The 22548-nt window shown below is 67.6% G+C and carries 12 protein-coding genes; 11 read left to right on the forward strand and 1 reads right to left on the reverse strand.

Going from position 1 to position 22548, the window contains the following annotated elements; genetic code table 11:
- Positions 1–231: 231 nt before the first annotated feature.
- The 10 genes from J2X34_RS26200 (at position 232) to J2X34_RS26245 (ending at position 18215) form a co-directional block, all read left to right on the forward strand.
- Positions 232–2553: an Ig-like domain-containing protein gene (locus J2X34_RS26200; protein WP_429520150.1), complete on the forward strand. Its 2322-nt coding sequence runs from the start codon at positions 232–234 to the stop codon at positions 2551–2553.
- 26 nt (positions 2554–2579) lie between these two features.
- Entirely contained in the window at positions 2580–3716 is a 1137-nt protein-coding gene (locus J2X34_RS26205; protein ID WP_429520151.1) for an Ig-like domain-containing protein, read from the forward strand.
- Positions 3599–4654, forward strand: coding sequence for an Ig-like domain-containing protein (locus tag J2X34_RS26210; protein ID WP_429520152.1), 1056 nt, complete (start codon positions 3599–3601; stop codon positions 4652–4654). The genes J2X34_RS26205 and J2X34_RS26210 overlap by 118 nt, the downstream gene beginning before the upstream one ends.
- 250 nt (positions 4655–4904) lie before the next feature.
- Positions 4905–6152 carry an Ig-like domain-containing protein gene (locus J2X34_RS26215; RefSeq protein WP_429520153.1) on the forward strand — a complete coding sequence of 416 codons (1248 nt, stop codon included), beginning with the start codon at positions 4905–4907 and terminating at the stop codon, positions 6150–6152.
- 435 nt (positions 6153–6587) lie between these two features.
- The gene (locus J2X34_RS26220) at positions 6588–8003 is read left to right on the forward strand and encodes an Ig-like domain-containing protein (RefSeq protein ID WP_114724133.1); all 1416 of its coding nucleotides are present in this window, start codon (positions 6588–6590) and stop codon (positions 8001–8003) included.
- Positions 8004–8109: 106 nt separating this feature from the next.
- Positions 8110–10110 carry an Ig-like domain-containing protein gene (locus tag J2X34_RS26225; RefSeq protein WP_258558155.1) on the forward strand — a complete coding sequence of 667 codons (2001 nt, stop codon included), beginning with the start codon at positions 8110–8112 and terminating at the stop codon, positions 10108–10110.
- A 203-nt stretch (positions 10111–10313) separates the two neighbouring features.
- Complete coding sequence (locus J2X34_RS26230; protein WP_429520154.1) at positions 10314–12896, forward strand: Ig-like domain repeat protein; 2583 nt, start codon at positions 10314–10316, stop codon at positions 12894–12896.
- A 119-nt stretch (positions 12897–13015) separates the two neighbouring features.
- Positions 13016–13774, forward strand: coding sequence for a lysophospholipid acyltransferase family protein (locus J2X34_RS26235; protein WP_114724132.1), 759 nt, complete (start codon positions 13016–13018; stop codon positions 13772–13774).
- A gap of 91 nt (positions 13775–13865) precedes the next feature.
- Positions 13866–14690 carry an HAD family hydrolase gene (locus J2X34_RS26240; RefSeq protein WP_114724131.1) on the forward strand — a complete coding sequence of 275 codons (825 nt, stop codon included), beginning with the start codon at positions 13866–13868 and terminating at the stop codon, positions 14688–14690.
- Positions 14691–14972: 282 nt separating this feature from the next.
- Positions 14973–18215, forward strand: a complete 3243-nt coding sequence (locus tag J2X34_RS26245) for a protein kinase domain-containing protein (RefSeq protein WP_429520155.1) — start codon at positions 14973–14975, stop codon at positions 18213–18215.
- Between the two features lie 144 nt (positions 18216–18359).
- Here the strand turns inward: J2X34_RS26245 and J2X34_RS26250 are convergent, their stop codons facing one another.
- Positions 18360–20390 (reverse strand): N-acetylmuramoyl-L-alanine amidase, encoded by a 2031-nt coding sequence (locus J2X34_RS26250; protein WP_429520156.1) that lies wholly within the window; start codon positions 20388–20390, stop codon positions 18360–18362.
- A gap of 389 nt (positions 20391–20779) precedes the next feature.
- On the opposite strand from J2X34_RS26250, the gene J2X34_RS26255 reads away from it, so the two are divergent.
- Entirely contained in the window at positions 20780–22495 is a 1716-nt protein-coding gene (locus tag J2X34_RS26255; RefSeq protein ID WP_429520157.1) for a SpoIID/LytB domain-containing protein, read from the forward strand.
- The last annotated feature ends 53 nt before the right edge of the window (positions 22496–22548 follow it).

Raw genomic sequence — 22548 nt, forward strand, 5'->3', positions numbered from 1 at the left:
CCTGCCCGGTATCGGGCAGGGGGCCATTCGTCCTTCACCGGCGGATAATTCCTTGTTTCGTGTAGCGAAAGAACAGCATCCGACCAGTTCGTTCGTTCGGTCGTTGTCGTTAAATGGCTAACTGAACGTTTGACTTAGAAAACTGACACACGTTCCAGTTGGAGGGTCTATCCTTCCGGCTCGGGAGCTCAGCAACCGCGGCGCCCTTCGACTGTTTGTTCAGGGAGTTTGATGAGTTCCTCGTTTCGGAGGCGCTGCGCTGTCGCGTTCGCCGGGTCCGTGGTGCTGTCCGGGCCGTTACTGATCGTCCAACCGGCTTCGGCCGCAACGTCGACGGTCGAGTTCACCACCACATGCCGGGCCACGGCGACGATGAACGTGACCAAGACTCCCGCCGCCTCGGTGACGGTGACGAGTCCCGCGAGCGTCGCGCCGGGTGAGACGTTCACCTTCCGCATGCAGACGAACGCGCAGTCGTTCCCCGACTCCGATTCGGGTGCGTCCACGACGAACCTGTCGCGCCTCAAGAACGATTTCGAGATCCCCACCAACGCGACGTTCGTCAGCGCGTCGATCGTGGGGAACTCCGCGGTCAACATCTCGGGCGTCGCACCGAGCGTCATCCGGGTCAACGACAGCGGAACCGTCGACCCGAACGGCACGATTCTTCGGATCTCCGGCAACAACGAGGTCATCGGAAACGGCGCCTCCAACAGCACCAACAGCGAGGGCGGCATTCTGGCCCCCAAGCTGAAGAAGAACATCAACGGCACGCCCAACGGCAACGGCGACTCCTGGTTCCAGATGCCGGCGATCGACGTCACGATGGTCGCCGGGCAGCCCGGTGTCATCCAGCCGAAGATCCGCACGAGTGGTGACGCGGGCAGCTACAACAACGACAAGAACTTCAGTACCCAGCTTGCAAAGGCGTCGTTCTTGGGCGTGCAGTGGGCGCCGACGCGCTGTAGCCCGCGCAACGGGGAATCCAGCGGCCTCAACGCGGGCGCGGGTCCGCTCGCGACAATCCGGGTCACCGTGCCCGACGCGGCCACCACGACGGCGCTGACCGTGCCCAGCACCGCCGCGACCGGTTCCGCCGTCCAGCTGACTGCCGCGGTCTCGCCCGCGGACGCGTCGGGAACCGTGCAGTTCAAGGACAACGGCAACGCCATCGGCGCGGCGGTACCCGTCGCCAACGGTTCGGCTGCTCTGTCGTACGCGTTCGGCTCGCTCGGTGCGCACAGCATCACCGCCGAGTTCTCGGGCGCATCCGGCTTCGCGTCGTCGACTTCGGAGGCTCGAACCGTGACGGTCACGCCGCCCGTAGCCGCCACCACGACGGCGGTCACGGTGCCGCCGAACGCAACCACCGGCCTCGCCGTCGATCTCGTGGCCGCGGTGACGCCGTCCACCGCGTCGGGCACCGTGCAGTTCACGAACAACGGCAACGCCATCGGCGCGCCGGTCCAGGTGGCCGGTGGGATCGCGACGCTGTCGCACACCTTCACCACGACGGGTGCGCACGGCATCAGCGCCAGCTTCTCGGGCGGCACCGGATTCGCGCCCTCGATGTCGGGCAACCGGACGGTGACGGTGTCCGAGCCGATGCCGGACGCGGTCGCGACCACCACCGTCGTCACGGCACCCTCGACGGCCGAGGTCGGCGCAGAGGTGACGATCTCGGCGACGGTGTCCCCGGCACCTCTCGACGGCACCGTGCAATTCCGTGACGGTGCAACCGATCTTGGCTCCCCCGTGCTCGTCTCGGACGGTGTCGCGACGCTAGCCCACACGTTCGCGCGTGGCGGGTCGCATCCGATCACCGCGGTCTACAGCGGTGGTGTGGGCTCCCTCGGCTCCAGCGCCTCGCCGGTGAACGTGGCCGTGACGGCGTCGAACATCGGTACGGTGACGCTGCTCAACGCTCCCGGTGAGGCCAAGACGGGCGCGCCGATCGAGCTGTGGGCCACGGTCTTCGAGCTGCCCGAGGGCACCGAGGTGTCGAACGGCGGCACGGTGCAGTTCCGTGACGGCGCGACGAATCTCGGTTCTCCGGTGCCGGTCGTGGGCGGAACTGCCAAGCTGGTGCACACATTCGACACCGCCGGCACGCATGCGGTCTCGGCCGTCTACAGCGGCGCGGGAGCCTACGGCACCTCCACCACCGACACTCAGGACATCAACGTCACTGCGGCAGCCGTGAGCGACCTGGCGACGGCTGTCGAGCTGGGGATTCCGGCGTCCGGCACGGCCGGGAGCCCGGTTACTCTCACCGCGCGCGTGATCGCGCCGCGGACCCCGCACGGCACCGTGCAGTTCTTCGATGGCGACAAGCCCCTCGGTGTGGCCGTGGACCTGGTGGACGGGCGCGCGACGCTCGCGCACACGTTCACCGGGACCGGTGCCCACTCGATCACCGCGAAGTACAGCGGCGCGGAGGGATTCATCGCCGCCACGTCGACTTCCGGAACTCTGGCGGTCACCGAAGCCGGCGGCACCACCGGCGGTGGCACCACCACCGGCAGCATCGACATCCCGGCCTTCGGCTCGTGAGCGGAAACGAAACGATGCGCGAGCGAATGACGAAAACGACGACGTGGCACGAGGAACGGGAGATGGGCATGTCGAGTAGGACCAAGCGGAGGCTGGTGGCCGCCGCGGGTGTGGCCGCGCTGTCGGCGGGGCTCACCGTCGTTCTCGGCGCGGGTACGGCCGGTGCCGCGTCGGACTCGGTGACCTGGAACGACGGCAGCACCAAGTTCACGCGGACGGTGAGCAACACGACGCCGAACGAGGGCGACGTCATCACCGTTTCGACGAAGTTCGAACGGACGGCGATTCCCGGCGAGTACATCTATGCCGTCAAGGATCTTCATCCGACGTGCCTGACGTATGTCGACGGGTCGGCGAAGGTGAACGGTTCGGTGCGTGGGTTGGAGAGCCAGGGCGCCGACTTCGCACGGGTCCAGGGGTCGTCCGTGGAATGGCCCGTGGGCGCGTTGATCAACGGTAAGCCGCACACGTTCGAGTTCTCGTATCGCGTCGGTGCGGACTGTGCGCGTGGGGTGGCGTTGACGTCGGCGATGCATTACAGCGGATCGTTGGGTTCGGGGGAGTACAACAACAAGGGTCCGTCGATCACAGTCGCGAAGAACACCACCACCACGGCGCTGGCCGCGGTGCCGGGTGCGCAGGTCGGGAAGTCGGTGACCTTGAGTGCAACCGTGACCGGTGGCGCGGAGGGCAACCCGGTCGACTTCTACGACGGCCCGGCGAAGGTCGGTTCAGGACAGCTGAACGCGTCGGGTGTGGCCACCTTCGCGTGGTCGCCGTCGACGGCCGGAGTGCGGTCGGTGCAGGCCGAGTTCGCCGGCACGCCGTTCGCGAACGGATCCGAGTCGGGCGTGCAGTCGGTGTCCGTCGCCGAGGCCGACGTCCCGACCACCACGACCGCGACGGTGCCACCGAGCGCCCTCACCGGCACCGCCGTGAACCTCACCGCCAAGGTCGAGCCCGGGATCGCCTCCGGCACGGTGAGTTCAAGGACGGCGACACGAACATCGGTGCACCGGTTCCGGTCACCGCCGGCACAGCTCAGGTGTCTCACACATTCGCCTCGGCGGGCACGCATCCGATCACGGCGGCCTTCACCGGCGCCGGCTTCGTTTCGTCCGCCTCTGAGCCGCAGCTGGTTTCGGTCACCGATCCGGATCTGAAGACCACGACGACGGTCACCGCGCCGTCGGCCGCTCAGACCGGTGCCGCGGCGACGCTGTCGGCGTCGGTCAGCCCGAAGCCGACCGGCGGAACCGTGCAGTTCAAGGACGGCGCCACCGCCATCGGCGGCCCTATCGCCGTCGTCGACGGCGCTGCGACGCTCGACCACGCCTTCACGTCCGTCGGCACCCACAACATCACCGCGACGTACTCGGGCGCAGCGGGATTCGAGCCGTCGACGTCGCCGCCGCAGTCCGTCTCGGTGACCGATCCCGTCGTGTCGCCCCGTGGAACGGTGACGCTGCTCAGTGTGCCCGGCGAGGCCAAGACCGGCGTCGTCACCGATCTCTGGGCGACGGTCCGGACGTCGGCCGGTGTCGCCGTCGACGGTGGCACGGTCCAGTTCCGCGACGGCGGGGCCGATCTGGGCGCCCCGATCGCGGTGACCGACGGTGTGGTGCGGCTGCCAAACACGTTCAGTGGCGTTGGTGCACATGCGATCTCCGCGGTGTTCTCCGGAGTTTCATCGCTCGACGGGTCGACGGCCGTCACCCGAATGGTGAACGTGACGGCACCGGCGCCGACCGATGCCGACACCGCGACGGCATTGACAGTTCCGGCCGGCGCGGCCAGTGGCAGCACCGTCCGGTTGTGGGCCTCGGTGGTGTCGTCGGGCCCCGTCGACGGGACCGTCCAGTTCTTCGACGGTGACACGCCGATCGGGGAGGCCGTCGAACTGGTCGACGGCGTCGCCACGCGGGACCACGCGTTCACCACGTCCGGTGCCCACCGGATCACCGCGGTCTACTCCGGTGCGGCAGGCCTGAAGGGTTCGTCGTCGGATGTGCGCGTCGTCGAGATCACCTCGACCGAAACGGCACCCGGCGGCACCACCGGCACGGGCAGCCTCGCGGGTCTGCCGAGCTTCGGGTCGTAAGCATCCGTGAGGAGGGCGGCGGCGAGATCCGCCGTCCTCCTCGGGCGGGTGTAACGAAAACTCGCTGATATTGGACGTTTGTTCTATAAAGATCGAGACGGGCTCCGAGTGCCATTGCGGCACATCGAGCACGGTCGAACGTTGGAGTCGGGCCGGCGGTCGACGAATCATTTGCACATGCGTTCGTATGCGCTGCGTGGAGTCGGTGTCCCCACCGACGCGCGGGGTGGACGCTCTGGAAGGAGTCGGAATGGCCCGATCGGTGATGCGGAGAACCGTGTCGAAGATGCTCGTCGGGGCGATGGCGGTCGCCACGCTCGGAGTCGGACAGGCGGTCCTCGGCGGCGGTGTCGCTGCGGCCGATCCGGTGTCGCAGACGGTGACGACGGACAACATCAAGGCGACCAAGACGATCGACAAGCCCAACGCCTTCCCGGGGGACACGGTGGTCTCCACGGTGACGTTCCAAACGACCAACATCATCGACCGGTATCTGCAGAACTTCACGGACCACCCGCCGCAGAACTACGTCCTGCAGGGCGTCACCGCCAACGTGTGGCGCGGCGACTCGGTGAGCGGCGGATGGAACAAGTCGGGGCAGTTCGACGGCAACGCGACTCAGGATTCGGTCACGGGGTTGGTGCGGCTGGACTGGAAGGGACCTGGCAACTGCGTCGCTGCATGGTGCCGTCTGGGGCTCCTAAACAAGGGCGCGACCCTGACATTCACCTACAAGGTGGCGGCGGACGCTCAGCCAGGCCCGCGAACTACGGGTATGGAGTTCGACATCTACTCGTTCAACAACACGCAGCGGTGGGTCCCCCTCGACCAGCTGAACCTGTCGGTGCAGCAGCCGGTCACGAACACGACCACCGCGGTGACGGTTCCGCCGACGGCCGACAAGGGTGCACCGGTGACCCTGTCGGCGGCTGTGACGCCGTCGAACGCGTCCGGCACGGTGCAGTTCAAGGACGGCAACACGAACATCGGCGCGCCCGTGCCGGTGGCCGGGGGCATCGCAAGCATGTCGCACACGTTCACGACCGACGGATCCCATGCGATCTCGGCGGAGTTCTCGGGCAGCGCCGGATCCTCCAACTCGAGTGCGGCAGGGCGTCTGGTCCAGGTGTCCACGCCGGACCCGAGTGCCAAGGAATCGGCGACGCTCATGACCGCTCCCGATAATGCGACCGCCGGCACCTCGGTGCGTCTCAGCGCGCAGGTCTCGAGCACGGCGCCGCTCACCGGTACGGTCCAGTTCTACGACGGCGGTAACCCGATCGGACCCCGTATCCCTGTCGGCAACGGTGTCGTCGGCATCGATCACATCTTCAGCACGACCGGCCCGCACCAGATCAGCGCGTCCTTCACCGGCGGACCCGGTGTGAGGGGCTCTTCGTCCACCTCGCAGACCGTGCAGGTCGCTGACGCGCCCATCTCGCCCGGCACCGGAAGCCTCGGAAGCCTCGGTGGGGGAAGCTCGACGTTCGGCTCCTGATCCGATGCTCGATTCGAGGCCCCCTGCGCATGCGCAGGGGGCCTCGAATCTTTCGCGGTAACGGTTTCCACACAGATCTGGACGTTTGTTCGATACAGTGGGGCGCGTTTCACTCGACGTTTGTGGTCGAGAAGAACGAGCCAGGTGTGTGGAGTCGGGCCGACACCTGGGCGGAAGAACACGTGGTCCCGGTGATTCAAGGATCCGGAACCACGGTGACCGTGCTCTGAGGGGAGTCGGAGAATGGCCCGATCGACGACGCGATTCACTTCGTCGACCGCGGGAACAGCGGCGGAGTGCCGCGCGGCCCGCGTGTTCGGATCGTCATACCGATACGCCCTCTGACTGGCACAACCATGTCCACCACGCGAGTCGCCCCAGTCGTCCGCAACGTGGGTTCGATGTTCATCGAGGTTCGTTGTCGAGAGGAAATGCATGTCTGACAAGAACACCCGTCGTGTACTCGCCGGCCTGAGTGCCTTCGCAGTCGCCGCCGGATTCGCGGTCACTGCCGGTGTCGGTGCGGCGAGTGCGGCACCGGGATCCATTACGTGGGACGACGGCAGCAGCCGGTTCACGCGGACGGTGAGCAATACGACGCCGAACGAGGGTGACATCGTGACGGTGTCGACGAAGTTCGAGCGGACCGGAATTCCGGTGGAGTGGATCCAGGCGGTGAAGGATCTGCATCCGACCTGTTTCACGTATGTCAGCGGAAACACTTCCGGTCCGGAGGTGGCTGCGGATTATGTGCGGGTGGCGGGGAACTGGCCGGTGTATCCGAACATCAGCCCGCAGTCGCAGACTTTCGAGTTCAACTATCGGGTGGGCGCGGATTGTGCTCGGGAGACCCCGTTGATGACGACGATGCACTACAGCGGCAGCCTGGGTAGCGGCACATATTCGAACAAGGGCCCGACGATCACGGTGAACAAGAACACCACGTCGACGACGCTCGCGCAGGTTTCCGGCGCCCAGGTCGGGTTGGTAACCACTCTGGCCGCGACGGTGACCGGTGGCGTGCAGGGCGACGCCGTCGACTTCTTCGACGGCGGTGCCAAGATCGGCACCGGAACCCTCGACGCGAACGGCACCGCCACCTACGCGTGGACGCCCGGGGCGCGTGGCACGCACAACCTCAAGGCGAAGTTCCTCGGTACCGCGAGGGCCACCGCTTCCGAGTCAGCCGTGCAGGGTATCGAGGTCATCCAGGCGGACCTTCCGTCGAGCACGGCGATCGCCGCCGTCTCGGGCGCCCAGGTCGGCAAGGCGTCGACGCTCAAGGCCACCGTCAACCCGGCCGCCGCCGGCGGAACCGTCAAGTTCACGGACGGCGGACAGCTCCTCGCCGAGGTCGCTGTGAACGGTGCCGGTGAGGCCACCTACGCGTGGACGCCGACGACCGACGGCAGCCACACGATCAAGGCGGAGTTCTCCGGCAGGGACGGAGTCACAGGCTCCAACTCCAGCGCGACCGTGACTGTCGCCGCGAAGCCGGTGAACAACACCGAGTCCGGCACCGTCGTCTCGGCCGGCAACGGTCAGGTCGGTGTGGCGCAGACCATCTCGGCGCAGGTCACCGGGAGTGCCGGCGGCACCGTGACCTTCAAGGACGGCAACACCGTCATCGGCACGGCCACGGTCGACGGCAGCGGCCGCGCATCGGTCACCTGGACCCCGACGACCCAGGGGCAGCGCGTCATCCGGGCCGAGTACTCGGGTGCCGGCACCGTGAATGCCTCGTCCGATGACCTGTCGATCACCGTCGCGCCGGCAGGCACCGGCGGCGATGGTGGCGGCACCGGCAGTGCCGGTTCGCTCGGCACGATGTTCGGTTCGCTCGGCGGATAGTCGCCTCGAGTTTCGATTTCCCTCCGGCCCAGGACCTCGGTCCCGGGCCGGAGGTCCACTTCTCACTCCATGGCGGTCGGCGAAGTCCGTCGTCGAGAGGAAACCTATGTCTGACAGAAGGACTCGCCGACGGATGGCCGTGGCGGTGGGGGCTGCTGCTGCGGTGGCTGCGGGGTTCGTGGTGACGGCGGGTGCCGGTGTGTCCGGTGCGGCGTCGGGTTCGGTGTCGTGGCAGGACGGTAGTAGTAAGTTCACGCGGTCGGTGAGCAATACGACGCCGAACGAGGGTGACATCGTGACGGTGTCGACGAAGTTCGAGCGCACGGGTGGTGTGGTCGAGTGGTTGCAGGCGGTGAAGGATCTGCATCCGACCTGTTTCACGTATGTCAGTGGAAATACTTCCGGTCCGGAGGTGGCTGCGGATTATGTGCGGGTGACGGGGAACTGGCCGGTGTATCCGAACATCAGCCCGCAGTCGCAGACTTTCGAGTTCAGCTATCGGGTGGGCGCGGATTGTGCTCGGGAGACCCCGTTGATGACGACGATGCATTACAGCGGTTCGTTGGGTTCGGGGACGTATGCGGACAAGGGCCCGACGGTCACGGTCGCGAAGAACGCGACGTCGACGTCGTTGGCTGCGGTGTCGGGTGGTGTGCAGGTGGGGCAGTCGGTGACGCTCAGTGCCACGGTGTCCGGTGCGGTGGCTGGTGATTCGGTCGATTTCTATGACGGTGCGACGAAGGTCGGGACCGGTGTGTTGAATGCGTCGGGTGCGGCGACGTTCGCGTGGATGCCGTCGTCGGCGGGTGCGCATTCGTTGCAGGCGAAGTTTGCGGGGACGGCGAAGGCGAAGGCGTCGGAGTCGGCGCCGCAGTCGGTTTCGGTGTCGGTGGCGACGTCGATGACGGTGTCGGCTCCGGCGTCGGCGTTGACGGGTTCTGCGGTGACGCTCACGGCGACGGTGACGCCGTCGAATGCTCAGGGTTCGGTGCAGTTCAGGGATGGGTCGACGAATATCGGTGCGCCGGTGGTGGTGTCGAACGGTACGGCGACGTTGCAGCACACGTTCGACACGGCCGGCAACCACGACATCTCCGCAGCGTTCACGTCCGGCGCCGGGTTCGGGGAATCGACATCGGCGCCGCAGCCGGTGACGGTCACCGCTCCCGACGTCCAGACGAGCACCACGCTGCAGGTTCCGCCCACCGCGGAGACCGGAACCGCCGTCACGTTGACAGCGGACATCGATCCGGCCGACGCGGCGGGCACGGTCCAGTTCACGGACGGCGGCAGCAACATCGGATCTCCGGTCACCGTGTCGGGTGGCAAGGCCGAGCTCAGCCACACCTTCACCTCCGCAGGTAACCACAGCGTTTCTGCGGTCTTCACCGGGAGCACCGGGTTCCTCGGATCGACCGCAACGGCGAAGAACGTGATCGCGACCAACCCGCCCGCGGCGGACGTGGAGACCACCACGGCGCTGACCGTCCAGCCGACCGCGCAGACGGGTGCGGCTGTGGCGCTGTCCGTGGCCGTGACGCCTGCCAACGCGTCGGGCACCGTGCAGTTCAAGGACAACGGCAACAACATCGGAAATCCGGTCGCCGTGAACGGCGGTGCCGCCGGCCTCCAGCACACGTTCACGACTTCGGGATCACACTCGATCACAGCAGTGTTCACCGCGGGCGCCGGCTTCATCGGATCGACGTCGACCGCGCACACGGTGCAGGTCTCGGATCCGGATCCGACCGATCCGGCGACCACCACTGAGGTGACCGTTCCGGGAACTGCAACCGTGGGTCGGACCGCGAGCCTCTCGGCTCGCGTGACCGGTGCCGATCAGCTGAGCGGAACCGTCCAGTTCTACGACGGGACAACTCCTCTCGGCGCGGGTGTGTCGGTGAACAACGGCGTGGCGGTCCTCGAGTACGCCTTCACCACCCCTGGCGCACACGTGATCACCGCGGTGTACTCCGGCGGATCCGGCTCGCAGGCATCGACGTCCGCGCCCCAGACGGTGCAGGTCGCCGCATCCGGTGGCGGCGACGGTGGCGGGACCGGTTCGCTCGGTTCCCTGGGCGGTGGACGATCACCGTTCGGTTCCTGACCTGACAACGCGAGGCTTCGCTCCGAGTGGGCAGGGCCTCGCGTGGTCCGGAAGCGGACCGACCCAGTCGTACAACAAGATCGAAACCTTCTGCGCTCGGTGTCGGGCCGGCGTGGGGGAGTGGTAGTCAAAACGCGATCACATGAGCGGTCGGGATTTCGAGATCCCTCGGGGCCGCACAGTGCTCTGAAGGGAGAACAGAAATGGCCCGATCGAGAAAACGGATGGCCGTGGCGGCGGGGGCTGCCGCCGCGGTGGCTGCGGGGTTTGTGGTGACGGTGGGTGCCGGTGTGTCCGGTGCGGCACCGGGGTCCGTCACGTGGGATGACGGGAGTGAGCGGATCACGCGGACGGTGAGTAATACGACGCCGAACGAGGGTGATCAGGTTACGGTGTCGACGCAGTTCGACCGTACCGGTGGTGTGGTGGAGTACATCCAGGCGATCAAGGACATTCATCCTCCGTGCATGACGTATGTGGCGGGTTCGGCTCGGTTGTCGGGGAGTTCGATCACTCCGGAGGTGCAGTCGGATTACACCCGTGTGACGGGTAGTTGGGCGTTGTACCCGCATATCGAGCCGAATTTGCAGACTTACGATGTGACGTATCGGGTGGGTGCGGATTGTGCGCGTGAGACGCCGTTGATGACGACGGTGCACTACAGCGGGACGCTCGGTGACGGTACGTACTCCAACAAGGGCCCGACGGTCACGGTCGCGAAGAACGCGACGTCGACGTCGTTGGCTGCGGTGTCGGGTGGTGTGCAGGTGGGGCAGTCGGTGACGCTCAGTGCCACGGTGTCCGGTGCGGTGGCGGGTGATTCGGTCGATTTCTATGACGGTGCGACGAAGGTCGGGACCGGTGTGTTGAATGCGTCGGGTGCGGCGACGTTCGCGTGGATGCCGTCGTCGGCGGGTGCGCATTCGTTGCAGGCGAAGTTTGCGGGGACGGCGAAGGCGAAGGCGTCGGAGTCGGCGCCGCAGTCGGTTTCGGTGTCGGTGGCGACGTCGATGACGGTGTCGGCTCCGGCGTCGGCGTTGACGGGTTCTGCGATGACGCTCACGGCGACGGTGACGCCGTCGAATGCTCAGGGTTCGGTGCAGTTCAGGGATGGGTCGACGAATATCGGTGCGCCGGTGGTGGTGTCGAACGGTACGGCGACGTTGCAGCACACGTTCGACACGGCCGGCAACCACAGCATCGCGGCGGACTTCATCGCCGGATCCGGGTTCGTGAATTCGTCGGCACCCGCGCAGGTGGTGTCGGTGAGCATCCCGGACACCACGACCACGACGACCGTGACCGCGCCGGGCGCGGCGCAGACCGGGCAGCAGGTGACGCTGTCGGCAGACGTCGCTCCGAACCCCGGTGGCGGAACGGTGCAGTTCAAGGACAACGGCAACAACATCGGATCACCGGTCACGGTCGCGAACGGCGCTGCCGAACTGCAGCACACGTTCGACGCGGCGGGTCAGCACAGCATCACGGCGGTGTTCTCCGGCTCCGCAGGATTCACCGGATCGACCTCCGCGGCGCAGACGGTGGCCGTCAGCGTCCCGGATGCGGCGACCACCACGACGCTCACCGTCCCGTCCACGGCGGACACCGGTGCCCAGGTGACGCTGTCGGCGGACGTCGCACCGAATCCCGGTGGCGGCACCGTGCAGTTCAAGGACAACGGCGCGGACATCGGTGCGCCGGTTGCGGTGTCGAACGGTAAGGCCGACCTGTCGTACACCTTCTCGGAGGCGGGTCAGCACAGCATCACGGCCGTCTTCTCCGGCGCTCCCGGATTCGTCGGATCGACGTCGCAGGCACAGTCGGTGGCGGTCAGCGTGCCGAACGTCGCGACCACCACGACGCTCACCGCACCGGCCACGGCGCAGACCGGGCAGCAGGTGACTCTCACTGCCGATCTGGATCCGGCGAACGCCTCGGGTTCGGTGCAGTTCAAGGACGGCAACGTCAACATCGGTAACGCAGTGGCGGTCTCGAACGGCAAGGCCACCACGCAGACGCCGTTCACGACGGCCGGTCAGCACAGCATCACCGCGGTCTTCACCGGCAACACGGGCTTCAAGAACTCGACGTCGGCGGTTCGGGTCGTGACGGTGAGCACCGCGCTGGTACAGACGTCGCTGGAGCTGTCGGTGCCGTCCGCGGCGCAGACGGGCACGTCGGTGACCCTGACCGCCACCACGACCCCGGCCGACGCGTCGGGCACCGTGCAGTTCACCGAGAACGGCGTCGCCATCGGCGGCCCCGTCACCGTGGCGAACGGTGTCGCGAAGCTCGAGCACGCCTTCACCGCGGCCGGTGACCGCACCGTCGGCGCGACGTTCACGGGTGCATCCGGTTTCACCAACTCGAACGGAGCCTCGCAGACGGTCCAGGTGTCGGTGCCGACCCCGGACGACACGGTCACCACGACCACTGTGACCGTCCCGGCGACGGCCACGGTCGGCAGCCCCGTGACGTTGTCGGCCACCGTGGCAGGCGGCACGAATCTGCCCGGCACGGTCCAGTTCTACGACGGTGACCTCCCGATCGGTGACCATGTCGCCCTCGTCGACGGCGTCGCGAATCTGGAGCACACCTTCACCACCGACGGCGCGCACCGCATCACCGCGCGCTACTCGGGCGGACAGGGGGTCAAGGCGTCGGCCTCCGCCGAGCAGTCGGTTCAGGTCACCGCGGCGGACAACGGCGGCACCGGCAGTGCCGGTTCGCTCGGCACCATCTTCGGGTCGCTCGGCGGCGCCGGACGCTCGGGATTCGGGTCCTGAGGGTCCTGATCTCCTGAGCTGCTGAACACGGTCCCCCGCCCTCACCGGAGGCGGGGGACCGTGTCGTCTGTGGGAACGGATGTGTCCGTGGCCACCACCCGACGACTACGCTGCTCGGTGTGGAACCCTTCTACCGAACGATCATCGGCGTTGCTCGTGTCGTATTCGCAGGCCAGGGACTGAAGTTCACCGTGACCGGCGAGGAGCACGTTCCCGCGCGCGGTGGGGCGGTGGTCGCCATCAACCACACCGGGTACATGGACTTCACCTACGCCGGCCTGCCCGCCCGCGCCGTGAAGCGGTACATCCGGTTCATGGCGAAGAACGACGTCTTCGTCAACAAGATCTCCGGCCCGCTGATGCGGGCGATGAAGCACATCCCCGTCGATCGGTCCGCCGGCTCCGACTCGTACCGCGCGGCGGTACAGGCCCTGCGTGACGGTGAACTGGTGGGTGTCTTCCCCGAGGCGACGATCAGCCGCAGCTTCGAACTCAAGGACTTCAAGTCCGGCGCCGCCCGGATGGCGCTCGAATCGGGCACTCCGGTGATCCCGATGGTGATCTGGGGTTCGCAGCGCGTGTGGACCAAGGGGTTCCCCAAGCGTCTCGGACGAACGAACACCCCCATCTCCATCGCGGTCGGCGAACCGATCGCGCCGTTCGAACCCGCGTCCGAGATGACGGCACTGCTGCACACCCGCATGGAGGAGTTGCTCCGCGGGGTGCAAGCGAACTACGACCATCCGGCGGGCGAGTACTGGGTTCCCGCGCGGCTCGGCGGCGGGGCACCGACGCTCGAGGAAGCCAACAAGATGGACGCCGACGAGGCCGAGGCCAAGGCGGCCGCACGCCGCAACAAGGAGACCGGGGCAAGCTAGCGGCCGGGGCCCGTCCACGCGGGTGGTGAGATTGCGCTCACCGATCGCAACCCAGGGGCGGGAAGTCGCCCGAACGGGGCAGAATGGCCCGGTGCACCCCGAACTCCCCAGCCTGGTCGCCAGTGATGTCGACGGCACCCTGATCAACGACGACGAACGCGTCACCGCCCGCACCCGGGCGGCGGTGCAGGCGGTGGTCGAGTCCGGCACGCCGTTCGTCCTCGCGACGGGCCGCCCGCCGCGCTGGCTCGGCCCGGTGGTCGACGGTCTGGGCTTCGCGCCGCTCTCGGTGTGCGCGAACGGCGCGGTGCTCTACGACGCGGAAGCCGACCGGGTCATCTCCGCTGCGACGCTGTCGCTCGAGACCCTCGCGTGGCTGGCGGACCTGGTGGAGTGGGAGCTACCGGGCGCCGGCCTGGCGGCCGAACGGATCGGTGCAAGCGCACACGACACCGCGACCGCACAGTTCGTGAGCGCCCCCGGTTACGAGCACGCTTGGCTCAATCCCGGCCACACGGAGATGGCGCCCGAGGACCTGCTGTCCGCGCCCGCGGTCAAGATGCTGATCCGTGTTCCCGGCGCGAGCAGCGCCGACATGGCGGCGAAGCTGCGCCCACTGGTGGGGGAGCGGGCCGACCTGACGTATTCGACCAACAACGGTCTGATCGAGGTGTCGGCGCCGGGCGTGACCAAGGCGTCCGGGCTGCAGCTGATGGCGCAGCGGCTCGAGGTGCCCGAGTCGGGCATCGTCGCGTTCGGGGACATGCCCAACGACATCCCGATGCTGGCGATGGCCGGTCACGGTGTCGCCGTGGACAACGCGCACCCGGAGGCGAAGGCGGCCGCCGACGAGGTCACCGCCACCAACTCCGACGACGGCGTGGCCCGGGTCCTCGAACGCATCTGGGCGGACTGAACCGAGAACAACCCCTGCCCCCACCACGTAGTTCGGCTGTGGGGCATTCCGGTCCTGTGTGAACCATGTTGTGGTGCAACGACTGTGCCGAGGCCGGTGTCGGTCGGAGGCGATCAGCCCGGTGGAACCACGAACCTGTGAAACGAATCGGTCGTCGGAAACGAAACGGTCGGCACCGGATTCGGGAAGACGAGGTCGGCCTGCGTCGGGCTACCCTGGTTTGGCAGTTGAATCGCAGGTGACTTCATGGTCGAGAACGATCCCTTCAGAACACAGCGGAACGTGGAGTCGGCCCCAGCCGCGGAGTTGAGCGCGGTTGGGTTCGACAGTGCTGTCGAGATCGGGCGGGGTGGGTTCGGGATCGTCTACCGCTGCACCCAGGTAGGTCTCGACCGGACGGTCGCGGTGAAGATGTTCGCGGCCGAACCGGACGCGGAGAATCTGCCGCGATTCCTGCGCGAGCAACGCGCGATGGGGCAGCTCACCGGACACCCGCACATCGTGGGGATACTGCAGTTCGGCCAGACGGAATCGGGGCGTCCGTTCCTGGTGATGCAGTACCACCAGCAGGGATCCCTGGACGCCCGGATTCGCAAAAGCGGCCCCCTCCCGGTGCAGGAGGTGCTGCGGCTCGGGGTGAACTTGGCCGGGGCGCTCGAGACAGCGCACCGGCTCGGCATCGTGCACCGCGACATCAAGCCGGCGAACATCCTGTTCACCGACTACGGTGAGCCGGCCTTGGCCGACTTCGGTCTCGCCCACATCTCGGGCGGCTTCCAGACTGCCACCGGCATCGTCGCCGGCTCGCCCGCCTTCACCGCCCCCGAGGTGCTCGGCGGCCAACCCCCCACGCCTGCCGCCGACGTGTACGGGCTCGGCGCGACCCTGTTCTGCGCGCTCACCGGCCATGCCGCGTTCGAGCGCTACGACGGTGAGCGACTGGTCGCACAGTTCTTGCGTATCACCACCCAACACGTACCGGACCTGCGCGAGAGTGGGATCGACGCCGACGTCAGTGCGGCCATCGAGGCGGCGATGGCGCGAGACCCCCTCCAGCGCCCCACCCCGGAGGCGTTGGGCGAGCAGCTCAGCCGACTCGAGCGTGGCGACGGCCCGTCCGTCGCGGACACTGCGCCAGAGGCCGACCCGGTTTTCGAACGGCAGACCGCACCGTCGGCCGGCACCGACATCGCGGCGGCAGATGCGCGGAAGAACCGGGCACGCCGGGGAAATCTCCCGACGGAACTGACGAGTTTCGTCGGGCGCCGCACCGAACTGTCGCAGGTGCGAGATTCCCTGTCGGCAGCTCGTCTGGTGACGCTGACCGGCATCGGCGGGGTCGGCAAGACCCGGCTCGCGCTGCGGGCTGCCGCGGCCGCACAGCGGGCAGTTCCCGACGGCGTGTGGCTGGTCGAACTCGGCGAGCTGCGCGACCCCGCGCTGGTGATCGAGCAGATCGCCACCTCCTTGGGAGTACGCGACCAGTCGGCCAGACCTGTGCGTGAGGTTCTCGTCGATGTCCTGGCCCCGCGCACCACGCTCCTGGTGCTCGACAACTGCGAGCAGGTGATCGCGGCCGTCGCCGACGTGGCACAGACACTGCTGACGAGATGCCCGAAGCTGCGCATCCTCGCCACCAGCCGAGAAGCACTCGGCATCGGCGGCGAATCGGTGATCAGGGTGTCCCCGTTGACGACTCCCGAACCGGACGACACTCTCTCCCGGCGGAACGTGTCCCGCTTCGACGCCATGACGCTGTTCGCCGAACGCGCCTCCTCCGCCGTACCGGGCTTCGAACTCACCGACGAGAACAGGGGCGTCGTCGCCGCGATCTGTGCTCGCCTGGACGGGCTGCCGTTGGCGATCGAGCTTGCGGCGCCGCGGATTCGGACGCTCTCGCCCGAGCAGATCCTGCAGCGGCTGACCGACCGGTACACCTTGCTGACCCGTGGCAGCCGGAGCGCCCCGACCAGGCAGCAGACGCTGCGCGGGGCCATCGGCTGGAGCTACGACCTGTGCACCTCCGCCGAACAACAGCTGTGGGGTCGGCTGTCGGTGTTTGCCGGCAGCGTCGACCTCGGTGCGGCCGAGTACGTGTGCGGCGGCGACGGGGCGCCGGACAATCCCCTCGACACGATGACCGCGTTGGTGGACAAGTCGATCCTGATCTGCGAGGGATCGAACGGCGAGGTCCGCTTCCGGATGCTCGACACGATCCGTGACTACGGTCGGGACGCGATCACGCACGCCGACCGGTACCAGGATCTGCGCCGCAGGCACCGCGAGTGGTACCAGCGGCTGACGCTGGCCGCCGAAGCCGAGTGGATCGGTCCCCGTCAGCTCGACTGGATCACCCGGCTGGAGCGGGAACTGCCGAACCTGCGCGAAGCCCTCGAGTTCGGCCTCTCCGAGCGCGACGGCAGCGCACTCCAGATCGCTGCGGCCCTCTACGAATTCTGGCGCTCCCGGGGACTGGTCAGCGAGGGCCGACGCTGGCTCGATCGCACCTTGGCCCAGCCCCGCCGAGACTCGACCGTCGAACGCGCCAAGGCGATCTTCGCCGCGTCCGAGTTCGCTGCGATCCAAGGTGACCTGGCAGCGGCCGACACCTGGGTCGCGGAAGCTCATGCCCTCGAGGTGCCGGGAGCCGGAGTCGACCCCCTGACGCACGCCTTCGTCGCCGCCGCCGAGGGGTTCGTCGCTGTCGCCGGCGGGGATCTGAACCGAGCACGGGAGTGCCTCGAAGAGGCCACCGAGGTACCCGAAGTACCGGACGACCTCCCGCCACGGATCTATGCGCTCCTGCTGCTCGGATGGGTTTACCAAATGAGCGGTCAGACCGCTCGAGCTCTTGCCAATCACGAGAAGGTACTGGCCATCACGGAATCTCACGGCGAGTCGGTGTACAGGTCGTACGCGCTGGCGGCCATGGGAATCGCCCTATGGCGGCACGGAGACAGCGATTACGCGCTACAACAACTCGAAAAGGCACTTCTGCTTACTCGACCGGTGGACAATCTGATTACGACATCGACGTGTCTGCAGGCACTGGCGTGGATTACCGCCGAGCGCAACGACTCTCGGCGGGCCGCTGTCATGATGGGAGCCGCCGCCGAACTGCGGCATACCGTGGGCAGCCCGCCAATTCTGTTTCCCAGTCTGCTCCCCTACGAGGAACAGTCCGAGCGGAAAGCCCGTCGCGCACTCGGTGCGCGAGCGTTCGAAACCGCCTACCGCGAGGGTCGCTCGTTGGACTTGGAGGCCGCGATCGCCTTCGCCCTCGGCGAGCGCTCCGACGACAGGACCGCCGCCGCCCGTGCCCCGGCCGACCTGACCAAGCGCGAACAACAGGTCGCCGAGCTGGTCGCCGAGGGCCTGACGAACAAGGCGATCGCAGCCCGACTCGTACTTTCGCAACGAACGGTGGACGGGCACGTCGAGCATGTCCTGACGAAACTGGGGTTCACTTCGCGGGCGCAGATCGCGGCTTGGGTCGTCGAACAGGAACATGCGTCGGGTATGTGAGAGTAAACCGGATCGTCGAACACGAAGTGCTTGCCACGACCTCGGTCGTGGCAAGCACTTCGTGTTCGGTTCGCGTGTCGCGACAACGCCTGGAATCCGCCGACTGTGTGGAAGCGGAAGCGCTTTCGTTGTCGCGAGCGGTGATCAGTTGATCTGGACCGGGGCCTCGGAGACCGTGCCCGCCGGTGCTGCTGCGGCCGGGGCCGCCGCTGCGGGCGAGTTCAGGATCGTCGTGACCTGCTTGGTGGTCTCGTCGAAGATCATCGATCCACGCTCGAAATCGCTGCGGAAGCCGTTGGCCACCCGGTACTCGTCGCTGATCGGCAGACCGATGTCGCTCAGTGCGCCGCCGGACGCCTGCCACGACTTGAAGATCTCGCCGAGCATCGTGACCACCCCGCCCTGCGGTGAGGTGAAGATGGCGCCGTTCTGGAAGAACGCGTACAGCTGTCCGGTCGCGGTGGTCAGCAGTCCGGTGATGGCGTCGCCCAGCATGCTGCGGTTGCCGCCCATGGCCAGCCACTGCTGTGCGATCGGGTTGGAGTCGGCGATCGACAGGATCCCGTTGACGACGGCCGGAATGTGCTGCGCCAGGTCGAGCGAGTTCCCGCCGTTGTTCCCGCCGTTGTTGTTGCCGCCGTTGTTGCCCGAGCTGGGGTTCGTGGGCGGCGGGCCGCCGACTCCGCCGCCGTAGTTGGCTGCAGCGATGTCACGGATCTGGTTCATCTGGTTGTAGGCGGCGTCACCCGGGCACTCGGTGTAGCCGACGTCGCGGTGCGCGAAGATGATCGGCAGATTCACGGCCGTGCCCAGCGGGTACTTCGTGAACGAGGTGCCCTCGGAGTACATGGTCGTGAAGCCCTTGGGGTTCAGGTTCGCGAGCTTGAGCCGCCAGCCGAGGTACTTGCCCACCGACTCGATCGTCGCGGCCGGTGCGGGGGTGTTGACGAAGTTGCCCATCATGGCGATACCGACGGTGTTCTCGTTGAAGCCACCGGCGTGCGCACCCTGGACGGGGCGGTCGAGGCCACCGAAACGTCCCTCGAAGATCTGGCCGAAGCGGTCGACGAGCACGTTGTAGCCGACGTCGCACCAGCCCAGCGTCTGCGCGTGGTAGGCGTAGATGCCGCGCACGATGCCCGCCGACTGGTCCTTCGTGTAGTTGTTGTTCTCGGCCGTGTGGTGCACGGTCGCGCCGCCGGTGGAGTCATCGTAGGTCGGGTTCTGGCAGCGGATGCCCTCGTCGGCGCCCCACGCCTTGCGTGAGATCACGTTGATGCCGTTCACCGACGTCGGCGTCGCGATGTCGGAGAGGTTCGAATCCTGCGGTCCGCTACCGGGATTGATGAGGACGGCGGCGATGTCGTTCGCGTTGACGGTGGCCGCGTGGAGCGGCTTGGACACCGCTGCCGGGACGTAGCCCAGCGGCTGCTGCGTCTCGGCCGTTGCGTCCGGGGCCGGGGACTCGGCGGGCGCTTCCGCGGGGGCCCCTGCGGCCGGCGCTGCCTGCTCGCCGGTTCCAGCGGTGCCGGCGGCGGCACCGTCCTTGGGCGACACGAGAATCTGGACCGCATTGGTCTCGCCGACGAACACGGGATCGGTGCCCTGCTTGCCGGACTGCGATGCCATGTCGGAGCTGCCGCTCTCGATCACGTCGGGGGTGAACCACTCACCCCACGACCCGTCGGCGAGCTTCGCGCGGAGCTTCGTGACCGTCGACTCGAGGTCCGGCGCGGTGAGCGCGACCATCGAGAACGGCTCGTCCCGGGTGATCTCCTTGACCGTGGCACCGAGCTGATCGGCCGGGACCGTCGTCGTCTCGGGCGCCGGTGCCGGTGTGGGAGCGGCAATGTCGCCCGGCGCGTCCGGCGTGGTCAGTGACGGCAGGTCGAGCGAACCGCCACCCGGAAGCGGGATCTGGGTCGGCAACGGTAGGTCACGCAGGTGGATGTCCGGAAGATCGAGCCCGGTGAGTTCCTTGAGCGGGATCACGATGTCCGGAACCGAGGCCAGGACGACCTCCGCGATCTGAGTCTCGATCGTCGGGTAGGAATCACTGGCGGAGCGGACATCGGACTGGTCGCTGTTCAGGGCCTGCACCGCGAACGGCGTGGCGACTGCCACCGCGGCGACTGCGGCCAGAACGATCGAGTTCTTCGGTCGACGGTGCGGCAAGGCGAATTCTCCTCGTGGTAGTGCGCGGGGTGTCTTCGTGCGCTGCGAGCGACCTCTCGGCCGGACCGATCCCGGTGGGGTCGGGGTTCGGACTGAATCCTGGGGGCTGCCCCGGGAGGAAGTCCACAGATCATCCGAGGATGTCTGCAACTTGTGATGCAGATGTTACTGATGTGATTGGTGTTACCTCAGTGGTAGCTGTTGCCAACACCAGTCACAGTTGCCACACTAGTCGCAACATCCATAACGCTCAACCTTAGCTTGAGCCTTTTGGGAGTGTGCAGGTCGGGCGGCTGCCTCGCTCCAGATCCACGGCAGCTGCGTCGTCGGCACGACCGTTTCCGGACCTCGCGCGATGTTCCGGACCCTTCACCGATGAGGAGCGCAGTATGGCGACCCCCCGTCTCCGCAGAGTCACGAATCGCGGTGTCCGTATCCGCCGACGATCCGTGACCGGCCCCTCCTGGTCCCTGGCCCGACTGACAGCATTCGGGCTGGCCCCGGCCCTCGCGGTGGGAGCCGTGGTGGGACTCGCCGCATTCGAGCGTGACTCCGAACCCGCGATCGCGCCGGTGGTTGCCGCCGAGACATCCATCACGCTCAACGGTCACGGCTACGGACACGGCCGCGGGATGGGCCAGTACGGCGCCTACGGCTACGCCAAGAATCAGGGTTGGTCCGCGGAGCGGATCGTGGGCCATTACTACGGCAACACCAGCCTCGGCCGAGTCGACGACCCGTGGGTGGCCGTGCGACTGCTCGGCCGCGACGACAAGCGCCTCGACGTCTACTCGCAGGCCGGACTCAACGTCGCGGGTCGCTACTTCGGGCCCAATTCCTCCGCGCACCTCACCCCGACGCCGGGTGGCGCCGATGTCACCGTCACCGAGGGGTGCACCGGCCGCGAGATCTGGCGGGGCTCCACCAACCATCCGTGGGTCGACCCGGTGAACCTCGGCGGGAACCGTCCGGCCAACGAACACCTGCGACTGTGCGACGGCAACGTGCCGTATCGCGGCGCGATGAACGCCACGCGCGACGGCAACGGCGCCTGGCGGACCGTGAACCGGGTACTGATGGAGGACTATCTCTACGGTGTGGTGCCGGCCGAATCGGTCCCGTCGTGGGCCGACTCCGGCGGGCGGGAGGCGCTGCGCGCCCAGGCCATCGCGGCGCGTTCGTACGCCGCGGCCGAGCGCCGCTACGGGTACGCGCAGACCTGCGACACCCAGTCCTGCCAGGTGTATCGCGGGTCGTCCAACGAGGACCGCCGGACCACCGACGCGGTGAACTCCACCGCCGGCACCGTGCTCAAGCGCGGTAACCAGACCATGGCCGCCGAGTTCTCGTCCTCGTCCGGTGGATTCACCGCCGGCGGTGTCTTCCCGGCCGTCCCCGACGACGGCGACGTCATGTCGCCGAACCGCAACTGGACGCAGACCGTCACGGCCGGGGCCATCGCGAACGCGTTCGGGGTCGGCGAACTGTTCTCGTTCGAGGTGATCGGCCGCAACGGGCTGGGTGCCGACGGCGGCCGCGTGACCCGGGTGCGGGTCGCCGGCTCGACCCGCACCGTCGAGGCGACCGGCGACGAAGCCCGGTGGAAGCTCGGGCTCAAGTCGGACTGGTTCACCGTGGGCGGCGGTGGAGCACCGGGGCCGATCCCGGGACTGCCGATCCCGTTGCCGCCGGGCTCGCTCGAGTCGATCCCACTGCCGCCGCTGCCGGAGATCACGCCGGGCTCGCTCGAGTCGCTCCCGCTGCCCCCGCTTCCGCCGCTGCCCCCGCTCCCGCCCCTGCCGGGCTCGAGCGGACCACTGCCGATCGCCGAGCCTGTCGATGTCGCGGCCGTCGCCGACGTCGCGGATCCCGAGTCGCTGATCGACGCCAAGTACCGCGAACTCGGGGGACCGGCGGGCAGTCTCGGTGAACCCACCGGCCCGGAGCTGATGCTGCCCGACGAGTCGGGCAAGTTCCGTGCCTACACCGGCGGCACCATCGTATGGACGCCGACGCTGGGTGCGCAGGTCGTCGACTCGAGCGTCGTCCTGCAGCAGGTGCTTCAGGGCAGCGGTGAGATCGAGCCGGGAAGCGCTACCGGATAGAAGGAGGACGCCGACAGCCGGCGCATAAGGGAATCGGGCAGGAACTCCAGGAG

It is taken from the genome of Rhodococcus sp. BE178, from assembly GCF_050433545.1.
GTDB lineage: Bacteria > Actinomycetota > Actinomycetes > Mycobacteriales > Mycobacteriaceae > Prescottella.